Raw genomic sequence first — 15,303 nt, 5'->3', positions numbered from 1 at the left:
TCATGGCAAGGTGCGTGAGTCCGGTGGCCCGCCCTCGTACGCGGAAACGACCGCTGATGCCGCTCACCTGCACATGGCCAAAACAGTGGGCCAGCACAGCGCCAATGCTGGTCCTGACCGGATGCAGCGACTGGCAGTCCGCGCTTCATCCACACGGTGCGAATGCCCGAAGGATCCTTGACCTGATCTGGTCCTTCAGCGCGGTTGCGACGGGCACATGGCTGCTTGTCATGCTGGTCTTGGCGGCAGCGCTTCTGCGTCGCCGTCTGACCGAGACAACGCATTTGCCACTTGAGATCGATGTCCGGCAGGAACGTCGGTTTACGCGCCTTGTCGCAAGCGCCATCGCTTTGACCGTTCTCGTGCTCGTCATACTGACGACGATGAGCTTTTTCGCGGGCAAATCCATTGCTTCGCTGAGCGGAACGGAAACGCTCACCGTCCGGGTCACCGGGCATCAATGGTGGTGGGAGGTCCGTTACTTCGGGAATGAACCGTCGCAAGCGATCGTCACGGCAAACGAGATCCATATTCCCGTTGGCGACCCGGTCAAGGTCGAGCTCGATTCGCTCGATGTCATTCATAGCTTCTGGGTGCCAAGCCTCGCCGGCAAAAGGGATCTCATCCCGGGCCGGCCAAGCGAGCTCACGCTTATTGCGGACAAACCCGGAACCTATCGCGGCCAGTGCGCCGAGTTCTGCGGCTATCAGCACGCCCATATGGCCATCACCGTCGTTGCGGAAAGCCGCGAAGCTTTCGATGCATGGCGATCCAAGCAAGAGGCCGCGACGCCCGCACCGGCCGGCGACGAAGAACGCCGCGGTCAGCGGGCTTTTCTTTCCACCGGCTGCGCACTCTGCCACACGATAAGAGGCACACCGGCCGGGGGAACGCTTGGACCTGATCTTACCCATCTCGCAAGCCGACGCGCACTGGCTGCTGATACGTTGGCCATGACCCCAGGGGCGCTTGCTGCCTGGATAGCCGATCCGCAGTCCATGAAGCCCGGCGCCAAGATGCCGCGCATTGCCCTCAGCGCCGACGATCTCAATGCCGTCGTCACCTATCTTGGAAGCCTCGAATGAGCGGCGTTGCGGGAACGTCAGCCAAGCATGAACAGGAGGTGCTGAAAGGCGTGCGGGACACCGGCCTCGATGAGGCGAGGCTGCGCGCCTTTCTGGCGCATGCCTGGCGAACGCCGAAAGGCCTTTATGGCTGGCTGGTCACTGTCGATCACAAGCTGATCGGCCGGCGCTATATCGTGACGGCTTTCCTGTTCCTCATCCTTGCAGGTCTGTCCGCGCTGGCGATGCGGTTCCAGCTTGCCCGGCCCGAAGCCGGCTACATCGGTCCCGATCTCTACAACCAGCTGTTCACCATGCATGGCACAACGATGATGTTTCTGTTCGCCGTGCCGGTGATGGAGGCGTTCGCCATCTACCTGGTGCCGCTGATGATCGGCACCCGCAATGTCGCCTTCCCGCGCCTCAATGCCTTCAGCTACTGGGTCTATCTTTTTGGCGGGCTGATGATCTGGATCGCCTTTGCCTTCGAAACTGGCGCCGACGCCGGCTGGTTCTCTTATGTTCCACTCGCCGGACCTGAATACGGCATCGGCAAGCGCCCCGATTTCTGGGCGCAGATGGTGACTTATACGGAAGTGTCCGCACTCGCGGTCGCTGTCGAGATCATTGCGACAGTGTTCAAACAACGCGCGCCGGGCATGTCGCTCGACCGCATCCCGCTCTATGTCTGGTCGGTCCTCGTCACCGCTTTCGTCATACTGTTCGCCATGCCCGCGGTGATGGTATCGAGCACGATGCTGATCCTCGACCGGTTGGTCGGCACGAAATTTTTCGATCCTGCCGCGGGGGGAGATGCACTGCTGTGGCAGCATCTGTTCTGGTTCTTCGGTCATCCCGAGGTCTACATTATCTTCATTCCGGCGACCGGCTTTGTCTCCGCGATCCTGCCGACCTTCGCCCGGCGCCCGGTCTTCGGCTATCTCGGGATCGTGCTGTCGCTGGTCGCGATCGGCTTCCTCTCCTTTGGCCTGTGGGTGCACCACATGTTCGCCACCGGTCTGCCTCAGCTCGGCGAGAGCTTCTTCACCGCTTCCTCGATGATGATCGCCATTCCGAGCGGCATTCAGATCTTCTGCTGGATTGCGACGATCTGGGGCGGCCGGCCGAGCTTCGCCACGCCCATGCTTTTCGTGCTTGGCTTCATCTTCACCTTCGTGATCGGCGGACTGACCGGGGTCATGGTCGCCTCGGTACCGCTCGACCTGCAGGTGCACGACACCTATTTCGTGGTTGCCCATTTCCATTACGTGCTGGTCGGCGGGGCCGTCTTTCCCCTGCTCGGCGCCGTCTATTACTGGTTTCCCAAGATCACCGGCCGCATGCTGTCTGAGAGGCTTGGCCGCTGGAACTTCTGGCTGGTCTTTCTCGGCTTCAATCTCACCTTCTTCCCCATGCACATTCTGGGTCTGCAAGGCATGCCGCGCCGTGTTTACACCTATCCGCCGGCGAGCGGCTGGGGCGAGATGAACCTCTTCATCAGCCTCTCGTCGCTGGTGGTGTTCGCCGGTTTTGCGCTCTTCTTCCTGAACATCCTGCTCAGCCTTCGCAACGGCCGCATCGCCGGAGACAATCCCTGGCAGGCGAGCACGCTCGAATGGGCGACGGCTTCGCCGCCGCCCTCCTACGATTTTTCGCGGCTGCCGGTGGTAAACCACCGCGAACCGCTCTGGGCCGAACCCGACATGCTCCTCGTCGTCGAAGGCCTGCGCGTCGATGCCCGCGAGGTGCTCGCCGGCACGGTCGCCGACGCGGTGCCGCAACTGAGGGTGCCATCGGCCGACAATTCGATTTGGCCGCTGCTCTCGGCCATCGCGGTTGGCGGCGCATTTCTCGGCTCGATATTCACGCCATGGGCGGTGGTCTGGGGCGCTATACCGGTCTCGATTGGCTTCATCTGTTGGTTCTGGCCGAAAGGCGAACCGGAGGACGAGGAATGAGGCAGCGCCCTGTCGCCGATGTCAGCCACCTGCCCACATATGATTTCGGGGCGGCAAGCCCGATGTGGTGGGGAACCCTTGCCTTCATCGCCCTTGAGGCGACGGGTTTCGCCTTGGCGATCGGTACCTATTTCTATCTGGCTGTGCTGGCCCCGCATTGGCCGATCGGGGCGCCAGCACCAGATCTGCTGCCAGGCACGACAGTATTGGTTATTCTGCTGGCGAGCATCGTGCCCAACCATCTGCTCGAACTTTGGGCGCGCCGTCAGGACCTCGCGAAAGTTCGCCTTGGCATGATCATCATGTCGATCGCCGGAATTCTTCCGCTGATCGTTCGTGTTTGGGAATTTCCGGCGCTGCGGATTTCCTGGGATCAGAACGCCTACGGCTCGATCGTCTGGTTCCTGCTCGGACTGCACACAACGCATCTTCTTACCGATGTCGGGGACACGATCGTCCTTGCGGTTCTCATGTTCACGCCAAAAGGCAAGGCCGGCCGACGCTTCAGCGACGTCTCGGACAACGCCTTCTATTGGGACTTCGTGGTCGTCTCATGGGTCGTGCTCTATCTTATCATCTACTGGGTCCCGAGGATGTGAGATGCAGGCGATCCGCACCGGCGTTTCCTGGGCAGGCCTGGTCAGTGGACCAGCCGCGTGGGCCATAACGCTGCAGCTCGATTATTCAACCGCGTTCTGGCAATGCCACGCCAGCTTTTGGCCCACTGCCTTGTTCTCGTTGATAGGTGCCGCCGCCGCCACGGCAGGCGCGCTGCTGTCGTGGCGCGCGATTCATGACCGAGGCCATGGCACGAGCCCGCCCCTTAAAGCGCGCACTCGCATGTTTCTGGCCAGGACTTCGGTCGGCATTGGAGCGCTGTTCACGCTCGTGATGCTGACACAAATGTTGGCAGGGCTGACCTTCAGCGGGTGCGAACTGTGATGGCGCCACGAAGCGGGCTATTGGCCGTGCGCCGCCGTGCGCTTCGGCATGCGGTGAGCGCTCCAGTCCCGGCCGCCATCTCTTATGCGATCGCGTCCGTTTTGGCATCGTTGGCGTTTTGCACGCACCTGCAGGCGAGCGAAATCCAGAAGGGTGAATATCTTACCCGGGCGGCCGACTGCATCGGCTGCCACACGTCCAATCCCAGCCGCTCATTCGCCGGAGGCTATCGCGTCCCAACGCCGTTTGGCGACGTCTTTTCCACCAACATCACACCGGACCTCGATACGGGGATCGGGCGCTATTCCGCGGACGAGTTCATACGAGCCGTCCAGCAAGGCGTCAGGCGTGACGGGGCCGACCTTTATCCCGCCATGCCCTATGACAGCTTCGCAGCGATGAGCCGCGAGGACGTGCTCGCGATCCGGTCGTATCTGCTGGCGCAGCCGCCGATCTCCCAGCCGCGCCCAGCAAACATCCTGCCTTTTCCGTTCAACCAGCGATGGACTCTGGCGCTGTGGAAGCTCGCGAACTTGCACAGCGGCGGTTTCATGCCGGATCGGAGCCGAACCGCCGCATGGAACAGAGGGGCCTATCTTGTCGAAGTGCTCGGTCACTGCGGTGCCTGTCACACGCCGCGAAATACGACATTCGGCATGGATGACAATCGCAAGCTTGCCGGCGGCAGCGCCGGCATCTGGCAAGCCTTCAACATCACCAGTGACAAGATCGCAGGCGTCGGCGGCTGGAGCGATGAAGAGCTGTTTCGGTTTCTCAAGACCGGCGCCGTGCCCGGAAAGGCATATGCTAGCGGCCCGATGGCGGAAACGGTCATGAACAGCCTGCAACATCTGTCGGACGACGACATCCGTGCCATGGTCGCCTATCTCAGGGATGTGCCCGCACGACCCGGGGACGAAAGGCAGCCGCGTTTTTCATGGGGCAATGTGCCCACGATCGCGGACAATGCTGGAAGCAAGGCGCAAGGTAGCGGAACCGCGGCCGGCGGCGATCTCTATCGGTCGCTCTGTTCGGGGTGTCATGGAGCAAATGGAGGCGGATCAGCGGACGGCTCCGCCCCATCACTGACCCACAACACCTCCCCCGGCGCGGCCGTGCCTGACAATGTCGTGATGACGATCCTTGAAGGCGTCAAGGCTGGTGACGTGGCGGAACGCAAATCAATGGCGGCCTTCGCCGGCTGGTTGGACGACGCCCAGGTGGCGATACTTGCAAATTATGTGACCGCGCAATTCGGAAATCCGGATGCGAGCGTTACGGCGGCCGACGTGCGTCAGATGCGGGCCGGCACGTCAACGGCGCAGACAGTCCTGGTTCTGGCGGGACAGGCGCTGGCGGTTGGAGGCGCCGGATTGCTCCTTGGTCTACTGTTTCTGCTGGCAAAACGACTGCGCCCAGCACTGCCCTCAGCGCGTCTCATGTTCGTGCATAAAGATAGGCGGTGATGTCGCGCGCCTCCTGGGGCGACAGATTTGTGTTGGGCATGGCCGTCTTGGGATCGACGTCGCGCGCCTTGCTGATCCAACGCATCATCGCGTCTGGGGACGTTCGCGACGCCCCGACATATTCTCTCTCGGCGACGCCTCGCAGGGACGGACCGACGGTGCCACGGGCACCAGGGACTCCCGGAATTTCGTGGCATCCGCCACAGCCATTGCGGATCATTGCCGGGACGGCGCGGTCAGGATCTCCACCAACCGCCTGCAGGATGGTGGTTTCTCGCAGATTGCTGCTGCGCATCAAGCCGATCGCGCAGACCGACAACGCAATAAGGGTAGCCGCCGAAGCGCCTGCCGCCCACGGCAGGGCCGATGGCGCCTGCTTGACGGCCTGTCGGCTCATCTGCGCCTGCGGCGTTGCAACGAGAACGCCGCCCGATTGGTCGCCCCGGAGAGAAGAGCGACTTCGGGCGGTGCTCCTAGCCACCGGCTCATGTGTTGCAGTTCTGCATGTTCGACGTTGTCGCGCCGGAGGCGGTGTTGTTGTCGATGTCGTTGCCCGCGGCATCCTTGCAGCGGTCGGTCATGCCGCTCGACGATTTTGTCGAATTAGTAGCGTTCGGATCGGTGGGCGTTACCCCTGCACCAGAGCCGGTGCCGGTCCCAGTCCCATTTGCGCCATTGGTGGTGCCGGACATCGAGCCTGAACCGCTGTTGGATCCGGTGCCGTTCGACTGTGCCATGGCTGACGTGGCCAGAGCGACCGCAAGCACCGTGGCGGAGAGAAGTTTGGTAATCATGGAGGATCTCCCATGGTTGTGTGTGCTGCCTCCACCAAACCAGTCGCTCGCTGATATGTTCCGAGTGAACCGGTCTTCAGCGAAATTCTTATGGGATGGGTTCTTTGCCGATCGGTTTGATGATGGCCCTCACCTGTCGCGGAAACCGACCCGCGCGAGAAATATCATGTTTCCGGCAAAGCAAGCACCAATGATGTTACAGCGATAGCTAAAGGAACCGAACGGCGAGCGCTGAATTCTGCTTCAAGCGGATATCGAAGGGACCGCGTTCTTGGAGCACCTCCATGAGGGACATAAGCGCCGAAGTCTCTGAAAAACAGAGCAATATTCGGGCAAAAGGGCCCTTCCAGCGATTCCTGCACATAATCGGACCTGGTTTCATCACAGGCGCTTCGGACGATGACCCTTCGGGCATCGGCACGTACAGCCAAGCGGGCGCCCAGCTGGGCTTCAACGTCGGTTGGACCATGGTGTTCACTCTTCCGCTCATGGTCGCGATCCAGGAGATAGCAGCACGGATAGGCCGCACGACGGGTCGAGGTATTTCCGGCAATCTGGCCCGACACTACCCGTCTCCCCTGATATATTTTGTAGCCTTGCTTTTGTTCGCCGCCAACGTGATCAACATCGGGGCGGACCTGAGCGCGATGGCTGATGCTTTGCGATTGCTGGTGGGCGGCCCAAGCTCGCTTTACGTCGTTGCGTTCGGCCTGGCTTGTGTTTTGGCGATCGTCTTTCTCGACTACGGCCGGTACGTCACGGTCCTGAAATGGACAACGCTGAGCCTTTTTGCCTACGTGGTGGCTGCGTTTCTGGCTGATATCCCATGGGGCGAGGCCCTCAAGGGGGTCGTTCTTCCGCACATGGAATGGAGCCGGGCCTTCTTCACGACATTTCTGGCCATACTCGGCACCACGATTTCTCCCTACCTGTTCTTCTGGCAAGCGTCGCAAGAGGTCGAAGAGGAGACGATCGACCCCAAGGCCAAGCCGCTGAAGCGGGCACCGTGGCAAGCGCCGGGTGCCTTCCAGCGCATTCGCGCCGACACCCTGGTGGGCATGGCTTTTTCGAACCTGATAGCCATCGCGATCATCGTCACAACGGCTGCCACCCTGCACAAGGCCGGGGTGACCGACATCAATTCTTCCTCTGATGCGGCCAAGGCCCTGGAGCCGGTCGCGGGCAAATTCGCCTTTGTGATCTTTGCAATGGGGATTATCGGCACCGGCCTTCTCGCGGTGCCGGTTCTCGCGGGCTCGGCCGCATTCGCCGTGGGCGAGGCGTGCCGCTGGCCAGTGGGACTGGAGCGCAAGCCGAAGGCAGCGATGGCATTTTATGCGACCCTGGCCGCCGCCGTGGCGCTGGGAATGGGGATCATGCTCACGCCGATCGATCCCATCAAGGCGCTTTACTGGAGCGCCGTCATCAACGGCATATGCGCGGTTCCCGTAATGGTCGTCATGATGCTGATGACCGGACGTTCCGACATCATGGGCGAATTCGCCGTTGGGGGTTGGCTGTGCTTTCTCGGATGGCTCGCGACAATCACAATGGGACTGTCCGTGGTCGGCCTCGCGCTGCAATGGGCCTTTTGAGGCCCCGTCGCCTTGCACCTCAACGTGCGCTGAGCGCGACCATGCGATCGAGGGCGGCGCCAAGGCCTTTCAGCGACACCGGGAAACTCAGCGGGGTCTCGGCCGCCGTGGTGACGTTGAGCTTGAGCTCGGTGCCTGCCTTGAGCCTCTGCGTCAGCGCCCGGTCGATCGGAAACAGCGCCACGCAGCCATTCGGCAGGCAGGTCCTGAACTTCAACGGTCCGACGGGCTGCTGGTCGTCGATCTGCGCCGCCACGCCGGGCTCGAACAGGATGCCGAAGGGCAGCAGCAAGGTTCCGGTCAATCCGCCCTTCTGCCCCACGCGCAGTTCCACGGCCAGAAGCCTCTGGCCGTTTTTCTGCGTCTGGTCCTGCGTGACCGTGCAGACCCGGGCATTGTCCTGCATGCCGCAGGCCAGTTGCCAGTCCTGATAGCTTTCCTGGAGCGACGATGCGCCATTCGGGAGCGACGCCGCCTGCTGCTGTTGGGCGAAAGCAGCCGGCAGCGAAGCGGAGAAGGCAGCCGCGCAGATGGCGGCTGCCTTCAGCGAAAAATGTCTATGAACCAATGAATGCGGCCTTCTCTTTTGTGCCGGGCAAATGCCCAAAGGGTCGGCTTCGAGACGCCGTTATTCTCACGTACAGACCCATTCGCGGATCTTGCATTGGATCCCCCCTGCCTCGCAGGCCTGGAGCGCTAGGTCCTCCGCCTCCCGGCGGGTCTCGGCCGAGTTCACGCCCCAGGGGGTGAACCTGTGCTCCACCTTGTCGGCCACGGCGAGCGCGCCGCAATGCTTGTAGGGAAATCCGGTCTCGTCGTCGTCGGTCCAATGGCGGTGATTGCGGAACACGGCAACGACATTGCAGGCTTTTCCACCGGCATTCTCGCAATATTTCTGCGCTATGTCCTTAGCTTCCTGCCGCTTGTCGGCGCCCCAGAAGAAGCCGTACTTGGTATCGGTCTGGGAGTAGGCGATTGCCGCCCAGATACCTTTCTCCTCCTGCGGCGGTTCGGACGGCTCCACCAGATCGGCCGAGACCACCTGCCCGCTCCACAGCAAGGCCATGCACAAGACTGTCAAACGTCGCGATTTCATGGTCCGCAATCCTTTCCCGGGCGCCTCGCCCATTCGCCTGACATCCTCACTTGGCCGCCGATGCGATCGAGATCACCACGCATGTGTTGCCCGTCGGCAGCAGAAGCGCTTCACCCGTGCTGCCGCCAAGCTCGTACACCTCGACCTGTCCGAGATGGTCGGTGATCTTGCTGCCTTGCGGAAGAATGGACGGAATGTCCGCGCACGGGCTGGCGAACGGCGCCACCCGCACCATCGCGCCCTCGCAGCCCGACGCTGTGGGCGATGCGAAGACCACGCCGGCCGCCGGGCCGCTGTACCGGTCGGTGGCATAGTCCATGCCGACAAAGGCCTGGACGGCGTGCTTGTCGGCGGCCTGGTCGTTCCACAGCGATTTGACGCTGTATTTCGTGCCGGTCGTCAAAAGCTGCCCGAGCACCGGGAAGACGGTCGAGCAGGCCTGTACGCCGGCCTGCTTGACGTGCTGGAGGAAGGGCGTGTCCGGCAGCGCGGGAGCGGCGGCGGCCTCGGCCTGTGCGGCCGTCGGGCTGCCGACCAGGCCGGCGATCGCGGCATAGTTCGCGCCGGCGAAGCCGATGCCCATCATGGCCAGGCCCAACAGCGAAAACCCGACGATGCGCGGCCACCGCTGCGGCGGCTCGACCGTCCTCTTGCGGTCCGGCTCGACGATCCTTTTGCGGTCCGGATCGACCGTCGGATTGCTGCGCGTCGCGGAGATGAATGGGTCTTGCTGGCTCACGGTGCTGCCTCGGTTATTTGACTGGCGCAAGGGCCTCGGACAGCCCCTTGAGCGTTGCGGTGACGGTAATGGTCTGGCCATCGACGGTCGGGTACGAAATCGCCGGCGTCGCCTTTTGCGCTATCTCCTGGCGCATCAGGGGTCCCACCGGCAGCATGCCGACGCAGACCATTTCGTTGCAGCCATTCAGATGCACGTCGATCGGTTCGGCGCGCCCATCGAACTTCAGCGACACCAGCCCATCGCTCCTGGCGTTCGGCGCGGTGCGCAGGATCATGTAGGGCTTGCCGTCCTGGGTGGCCGCGAGCGACCAGCTGAACGCCATCTTGCCGGCGCCGTCCTCGATCACCTGCGAGACGTTGCAGACCTTCTTGCGCGCCTTGAGGTTCTCGTCGCAGATCAGCGTCCAGTTCTCGAAGGGACGGATGGTGCGCTGGTACTGTCCGAGCTTCACATCGGGAGGCACGACCACGTCGGAGGGCTTGATCCTGTAGGGCGAAGCCACCTGCGCGGCAGCCGGCACCGGCCCGCCGGCAAGCGCCAGGCAGGTCAGGCATGCCATGGCAAATCCGGGGAAACCCGACGGTTTTCCCGGATTCGCGTCTAGCCTGTCATGGCCGGTTCGCCTGTTCATTGCCGCCCTGTTGTCCACCTCAGTTCAAGGTGAAGCTCAGGCCGGCGCCGACACCGACATTTCCACCCGCCGCCGTGCCCGACACATTGCCACGGATGCGGCCGTCCTCGCTGGTGTAGCCCGCGCCGAAGGCAAAGGCGCTCGAATCCCGCCAGAAGCCGCCGCCGGCCGCCACGCTCAGCTTGCCGGGACGGTCGTCATAGCGCAGCGAGGCTGCCGCCAGTCCGATTGCCGCCGCCTGCCGGGCTTCGTCCCTGATGCCGCTGATGTCGGAATTGAGCTGGCCCAGTTTCTGGTCGGTATAATTGTTGGCCTGCTGCAGCGTCGTGACCGCCACCTGGTCGGTATAGGTCTTGCTCTGGGCCAGATTCAGGTTCAGCTGGTTGACGTTGACCGCGTCGGTGCCGGCAACGCCGGGGCCGACGTTGGAGATGACGACAGGCGCATTCGGATCGCCGCCCTGCAGCGTTATCTTGTTGGTCTTGGTCGTCGATCCGTTCGGATTGTTGACGGTGTCGTATTGCACGGTGTTTTGGACAGTGCCGCCGATTCCGCCGATCGTTTTGGTCAGGTCCTCGATCGCCGTGTTGGTGGCGTAGAGCTGCGACCCGTTGATCGCATCGGTGCTGCCGGAAGAAATGCGTCCGGCGGCGACATTGGTGATCGTCCGCTCGGAGCCGGCGTCGCCGACGCTGACGGTTCCGGTCGGGGTCGTCCCGGCAAACGCGTAGGTCTTGCCGTTGATGACCGTGTTGGGCGTACCGACCGCGGTCTGCGACACCGAACCCGAACCGAGCGCCACATCGCTGGCGTTGTTGGCCTGTGCGCCCTGGCCGAGCGCGACGGCGCCTTGGCCGGCGGCTGTCGAGCCATGGCCCGCGGCCAGGCTGTCTGTGCCGCTCGCCACGCTCTCCGGCCCGATCGCCACGGCGTCGGTGCCGCCGGCGATCGAGTCTGCCAGTCCCGAATTGGCGTGGAAATACTTGATGCCGCCACCATTGTTGATGTTGGTCAGCGCATTGTCGACGGCGGTGAAGCCATCATAGACGGTCGAATAATTGTTGCCCTGGATGGTGTAGGTCGGGCCGGTGATCGAGCCGTCGGGATTGACCGTGGTGCCGCCGCCGAACAGGTTGGACACGTTTTGCGAGACGCCGCGCAACTGCGAGACGTTGACGCCGTCGGTGTCGGCCGAGCCCGCCGCGACATTGGTGAGCTTGCGTTCGGCACCCGCGGCACCGAACGACACTTCGCCGGCGGAAGTCTGCGCGGCGGTCAGGCCAAAGGCGGTGTAGCCCGCCTGCGCGCCGACCGAGGTGATCGACGAGGCACCCAGTGCGACGCTGTTGGCGAAGGTGCTCTGGGCGCCCGCGCCGAGCGCCACCGACTGGACGCCGGAAGCGGTCGAGGCGGTGCCGAGCGCGATGCCGTCGGCCAGCATCACATGGGCGTTCTGGCCGATGGCCGTGCCGCCGGGCGCCGTCTGGTCGACGATCGCGCCGTTGCCGATGCCGACGCCATTGTCGCCGTTGACGACCGTGGTCGGGCCGACCGCGACCGATTCCGCACCGACCGCGAGCGAGTCGCCCGCTGTCGAATTGGCATGGAAATATTTCGTCGAGGTGGCGGAGACCGCGGCGATCGCCCCCGCCAGCTGGCGCACGGTCACGGCGTCCTGGTCCTGCGTGCCGTCGGCGACGTTGGTGATCTGCCGGTAGGCGGTGGCGGTGCCGACCGAAACGGCGCCGAGCAGCGTCTTGTCGGTGGTGTTGTACTGGATGAAGTTCGACGGACCGGCGGCGATCTGCCCGGAAGCGGGAGCGATCGCGCGGTCGGAGACCGAACCGGACCCGAGCGCCACGCTGCCGTCGATGCTGGCCGCGCTGTCGCGGCCGAGCGCCAGCGCGCTGACGCCGGTCGCGGTCGCCTGGTAGCCGACGGCCGTCGAGCCGACGCCTTGGGCGAAGGAATCGGTCTGCGCCAGTCCGGCCTCGTTGGTGCGGGCGTAGCGGATGCCCACGCCATTGGCGTCGGTATAGGCGGTCGAGGTGTCGCCGGCGATGTTGTTGATCGTGTTGCCGAGATTGGTGATGTTGCCGCCGATGGCGGCGATGTCGGTGGTGTTCTGCGTCACCTGCTGGTTGGTGGCGAAGAGCTGCGAACCGTTGACGGCGTCGGTGGAACCGCCGTTCAACTGCCCGGCCGCGACATTCTGGATCTGGCGCGCGGCGCCGGCCGAACCGACGGAGAAGGCGCCGGCCGGCGTGCCGCCGGCGAAGGTGTAGTTGACGCCGCCGATCGTCGTGCCGCCGACGGCGGTCGTGGGGCCCGATGCCGAATTGAGGCCGATCGCGACGTCGCCGGCATTGTTGGCCACGGCATTGGGGCCGACGGCGACTGAATCGGTGCCCAGCGCCTGCGAATCCGCCAGCGTCGAGTTGGCGTGGAAATACTTGATGCCGCCACCAACATTGATGTTGGTGATGGCGGCGCCGATGGCATCGACCGCTTGATTGGTGGCGAAGAGCTGCGAGCCGTTGATCGCGTCGGTCGAGAGCGCGCTGATCCGCCCGGCCGCCAGATTGGTGAGCGTGCGTTCCGCGCCGGGCGCGCCGATGCTGACCGTCGAGGTGGGCGCGGTGCCCTGGAAGGCGTAGGTCGTGCCGTTGATGACGGCGCTGGGCGTGGCAACCGCAGCCACGGTCGTCGAACCGGAGCCCAGCGCCACGTCTCCGGAGCTCGCCGCCGCCGTCGCGCCATTGCCGAGCGCGACATTGCCCGCGAGGCCGGCGGCCCCCGCCGTGGAGCCGTTGCCGAGCGCCACGGAGCCTTGCCCGATCGCCTTGTTGTTGTTGCCGATGGCGACGGCGCCCGCCGCCTGGTTGGCGGCGGTGGCGGTTGCCGTGCCGTCGCTGTTGGCGATGTTGTTGGCGCCGCCCGTGAAGGCGCCGGTACCGCTGGCATAACTCGGATCGCCTATGGCGACCGCGCCGTCGCCATAAGCGGTGTTGCCAGCGCCGATGGCCACGGCCTTGCCGCCATCGGCAGTCGCGCCGGTGCCGATGGCGATGGAGTCGGCGGCGAGCGCAGCGGACTGTAGACCGACCGCGATGGCGCTGGCTGCCGTCGCCTGGCTGTCGCGCCCCATTGCAATGGCGTCGGCATCCGATGCCGTCACGTCCGTGCCGATGCCGATGGCGTTGTCTCCACTGGCGCTCGTTGCAAAAGTGCTTGAGCCGACATAGACGGCGCCTATTCCGGACGCCCTCGTCCCAGCGCCGAGAGAGATGGAGTTCAGGGCGCTACTTTGGGCGCCGCGGCCGAGCGCGGTACTGTTGAGTCCCGTGGCGCGGGATTCACGTCCGACGGCAGTGGAATTGTCGGCGCTGGCTACGGTCCCGATGCCGAGAGCGGTGCTGGCGCTTCCGCCGGCGCTGGCGCTGACGCCGGCGGCGAGAGAATTGTCTCCAGCCGCAGTTGCTCCGGATCCGAACGAGGAGGCGTTTGCCCCGCTGGCAACGGCGACGTTACCAACCGCTGTGCTGGCCGTGCCACTCGCAATTGAGGTGGTGCCCAGGGCTATGGCGTCCTGCGCGCTCGCATTGGCTTGCTTGCCGATCGCCGTGCCGTCTACACCGCCCGCAGTGGCGCCCAGGCCCAGCGCGCTTGCGTTCGCGGCCGTCGCCGCGGCGTTGTTGCCAAGCGCCGTGGTCGAGACCCCCGTGGCCTGGGCTCCCGAACCCGCCGCGACGGAGCCCACTCCGCTCGACACGGCCTGATTGCCCAGAGCCAACGCGAAATTGCCCGAAGCGTTGGCGACGTTGCCGAGCGCTTGCGAGTTCAACCCCCCGGCGCTGGCCTGGTTGCCAATCGAAACGGCATTCGTCCCGGTGGCTTTGGCCAGGTAACCCATGGCCGTGGTTCCGACACCGGACGCAGCTGCTCCGTTTCCGATCGCCGTGGACTGGTTCGCCGAGGCTGTGGCGGACGTGCCGAACGCGCTTGCCCCTGTCCCGGTCGCGGAAGAGCTCGAGCCTACGGCGGCCGACCATGCCCCCGTTGAGGCTGCGGCTGTGCCGAGCGCGACCGCCTCGAACGTGAAGCCGGCAGGAGCGGTGCCGCTTGCATTGGCGTTCGTGCCAATGGCAACGGGAGAACCGCCGCCAGTACCGGCGTTTGCCTTGGCGCCGACCCCCATGGCTATGGCTGCACCGTTTGCTGACGAGGCGTTGGAGGACAATCCGATCGCCACCGAGGCACCACCCGAAGCGCTGGCCGTTGAGCCCAGCGCGACGGCGTTCGCCCCGTTCGCGGTGCTGTTGACACCAAAGGCCGATGCTCCATCCACGAGTGCGCGAGCGTTCCCGCCTACGGCAAGAGCATTGACGCCGTTGGCGTTCGCGAAGACCCCTATTCCTATGGCGTTGAGGCCAGTGGCACTCATCGTATAGCCGATGGCGATCGAAGCATTGCCTGTTGCGGTGATACCGGTGCCCAACGCCACCCCATCGTTGCCGTTCACCGTGGCGCCAGTCCCGATGGCGGTTGAAGCAGAGCCAGTAGCGGTGCTGCCGCAACCGATAGCTGTGCTTTGCACCCCTGCAGAGGGAGTCGTGCAGTTCGCGGTGTTGGTCAGAACCCCGTTCCCGATGGCAAGCTGGGCGAACGCCGTCTGCGGGAACATGACCCCGACGACGGCCCCGAGCATCCCGCCGACGCCCAGCGTTCCCAGCCCCAGGCGCTTGCGCCCCATCCCGAGCACGCCATGCGCCATGCGCAGCACAGCCATCAGACGGCGCCGGGCCGAGCGCGAGCCCAGATCGGCCCCCACGATCCAGTGCCCGGCGAAATGCGCCGCGCGACGCTGCACAAGAAGCGAGCCGCTCGAAATCTGAGTGTCGGTCATGGTGCCCTCTCCGCTGGCCGGCATGGAATCGTCTGACAATTCCAATCCAGGAGAGCAAGACATGATTCCGACTTGCGGTATTTCACGATATTGCTGTCTTGTGAGAAAA

The 15,303-nt window shown here is 64.2% G+C and carries 13 protein-coding genes; 6 read left to right on the top strand and 7 right to left on the bottom strand.

Annotated elements, in window-relative coordinates; all coding sequences use genetic code 11:
• Positions 1-104: 104 nt before the first annotated feature.
• Genes coxB through M653_RS01000000132720 form a run of 5 tightly spaced genes read left to right on the top strand, consistent with a single transcriptional unit; the run spans position 105 to position 5,430 of the window.
• Entirely contained in the window at positions 105-1,085 is a 981-nt protein-coding gene (gene coxB / locus M653_RS0116340) for a cytochrome c oxidase subunit II (RefSeq protein WP_027144320.1), read from the top strand.
• Positions 1,082-3,022 carry a cytochrome c oxidase subunit I gene (gene ctaD, locus M653_RS0116335; RefSeq protein WP_051442696.1) on the top strand — a complete coding sequence of 647 codons (1,941 nt, stop codon included), beginning with the start codon at positions 1,082-1,084 and terminating at the stop codon, positions 3,020-3,022. The genes coxB and ctaD overlap by 4 nt, the downstream gene beginning before the upstream one ends.
• Positions 3,019-3,621, top strand: a complete 603-nt coding sequence (locus tag M653_RS0116330; RefSeq protein ID WP_027144318.1) for a cytochrome c oxidase subunit 3 — start codon at positions 3,019-3,021, stop codon at positions 3,619-3,621. Before ctaD ends, M653_RS0116330 begins: the two co-directional genes overlap by 4 nt.
• A gap of 1 nt (position 3,622) precedes the next feature.
• The gene (locus M653_RS0116325; RefSeq protein ID WP_027144317.1) at positions 3,623-3,964 is read left to right on the top strand and encodes a hypothetical protein; all 342 of its coding nucleotides are present in this window, start codon (positions 3,623-3,625) and stop codon (positions 3,962-3,964) included.
• A gap of 26 nt (positions 3,965-3,990) precedes the next feature.
• A complete protein-coding gene (locus M653_RS01000000132720) occupies positions 3,991-5,430 on the top strand; it encodes a cytochrome c (RefSeq protein ID WP_245262176.1) in 1,440 nt (479 codons plus the stop codon).
• Here the strand turns inward: M653_RS01000000132720 and M653_RS1000000135660 are convergent.
• Both M653_RS1000000135660 and M653_RS01000000132715 read right to left on the bottom strand, forming a co-directional pair.
• Positions 5,402-5,827, bottom strand: coding sequence for a c-type cytochrome (locus M653_RS1000000135660; RefSeq protein ID WP_084636721.1), 426 nt, complete (start codon positions 5,825-5,827; stop codon positions 5,402-5,404). The two genes, M653_RS01000000132720 and M653_RS1000000135660, sit on opposite strands and share 29 nt — an antisense overlap.
• A gap of 88 nt (positions 5,828-5,915) precedes the next feature.
• On the bottom strand, positions 5,916-6,224 hold the full coding sequence (locus M653_RS01000000132715; protein ID WP_032935361.1) for a hypothetical protein: 309 nt from the start codon (positions 6,222-6,224) through the stop codon (positions 5,916-5,918).
• A gap of 284 nt (positions 6,225-6,508) precedes the next feature.
• Between M653_RS01000000132715 and M653_RS0116300 the strand changes: the two genes are divergently transcribed.
• Positions 6,509-7,819 (top strand): divalent metal cation transporter, encoded by a 1,311-nt coding sequence (locus M653_RS0116300; RefSeq protein ID WP_027144315.1) that lies wholly within the window; start codon positions 6,509-6,511, stop codon positions 7,817-7,819.
• A 19-nt stretch (positions 7,820-7,838) separates the two neighbouring features.
• On the opposite strand, the gene M653_RS0116295 is transcribed toward M653_RS0116300, so the two are convergent.
• From M653_RS0116295 to M653_RS0116275, 5 genes are all read right to left on the bottom strand, one after another.
• Positions 7,839-8,387, bottom strand: a complete 549-nt coding sequence (locus tag M653_RS0116295; RefSeq protein ID WP_027144314.1) for an invasion associated locus B family protein — start codon at positions 8,385-8,387, stop codon at positions 7,839-7,841.
• A 66-nt stretch (positions 8,388-8,453) separates the two neighbouring features.
• On the bottom strand, positions 8,454-8,915 hold the full coding sequence (locus M653_RS0116290) for a DUF4189 domain-containing protein (RefSeq protein WP_027144313.1): 462 nt from the start codon (positions 8,913-8,915) through the stop codon (positions 8,454-8,456).
• A 46-nt stretch (positions 8,916-8,961) separates the two neighbouring features.
• Positions 8,962-9,654, bottom strand: a complete 693-nt coding sequence (locus tag M653_RS0116285) for a hypothetical protein (RefSeq protein ID WP_027144312.1) — start codon at positions 9,652-9,654, stop codon at positions 8,962-8,964.
• A gap of 13 nt (positions 9,655-9,667) precedes the next feature.
• Positions 9,668-10,216, bottom strand: a complete 549-nt coding sequence (locus M653_RS0116280) for an invasion associated locus B family protein (RefSeq protein WP_027144311.1) — start codon at positions 10,214-10,216, stop codon at positions 9,668-9,670.
• A gap of 91 nt (positions 10,217-10,307) precedes the next feature.
• Positions 10,308-15,194 carry a YadA-like family protein gene (locus M653_RS0116275; RefSeq protein WP_027144310.1) on the bottom strand — a complete coding sequence of 1,629 codons (4,887 nt, stop codon included), beginning with the start codon at positions 15,192-15,194 and terminating at the stop codon, positions 10,308-10,310.
• Between the last annotated feature and the right edge of the window lie 109 nt (positions 15,195-15,303).

The sequence above is a fragment of the Mesorhizobium sp. WSM3626 genome (assembly GCF_000513935.1).
Taxonomy (GTDB): domain Bacteria; phylum Pseudomonadota; class Alphaproteobacteria; order Rhizobiales; family Rhizobiaceae; genus Mesorhizobium; species Mesorhizobium salmacidum.
The sequence above is the reverse complement of the archived record's forward strand: the minus strand, read 5'-3'. Positions and strand labels throughout refer to the sequence as shown.

Coding starts and splice junctions, on each gene's coding strand:
- M653_RS0116275 (WP_027144310.1), bottom strand. CDS start 15,194: ATGACCGACACTCAGATTTCGAGCGGCTCGCTTCTTGTGCAGCGTCGC.
- ctaD (WP_051442696.1), top strand. CDS start 1,082: ATGAGCGGCGTTGCGGGAACGTCAGCCAAGCATGAACAGGAGGTGCTG.
- M653_RS01000000132715 (WP_032935361.1), bottom strand. CDS start 6,224: ATGATTACCAAACTTCTCTCCGCCACGGTGCTTGCGGTCGCTCTGGCC.
- M653_RS0116290 (WP_027144313.1), bottom strand. CDS start 8,915: ATGAAATCGCGACGTTTGACAGTCTTGTGCATGGCCTTGCTGTGGAGC.
- M653_RS0116325 (WP_027144317.1), top strand. CDS start 3,623: ATGCAGGCGATCCGCACCGGCGTTTCCTGGGCAGGCCTGGTCAGTGGA.
- M653_RS0116330 (WP_027144318.1), top strand. CDS start 3,019: ATGAGGCAGCGCCCTGTCGCCGATGTCAGCCACCTGCCCACATATGAT.
- coxB (WP_027144320.1), top strand. CDS start 105: ATGCTGGTCCTGACCGGATGCAGCGACTGGCAGTCCGCGCTTCATCCA.
- M653_RS0116300 (WP_027144315.1), top strand. CDS start 6,509: ATGAGGGACATAAGCGCCGAAGTCTCTGAAAAACAGAGCAATATTCGG.
- M653_RS1000000135660 (WP_084636721.1), bottom strand. CDS start 5,827: ATGAGCCGACAGGCCGTCAAGCAGGCGCCATCGGCCCTGCCGTGGGCG.
- M653_RS0116280 (WP_027144311.1), bottom strand. CDS start 10,216: ATGGCATGCCTGACCTGCCTGGCGCTTGCCGGCGGGCCGGTGCCGGCT.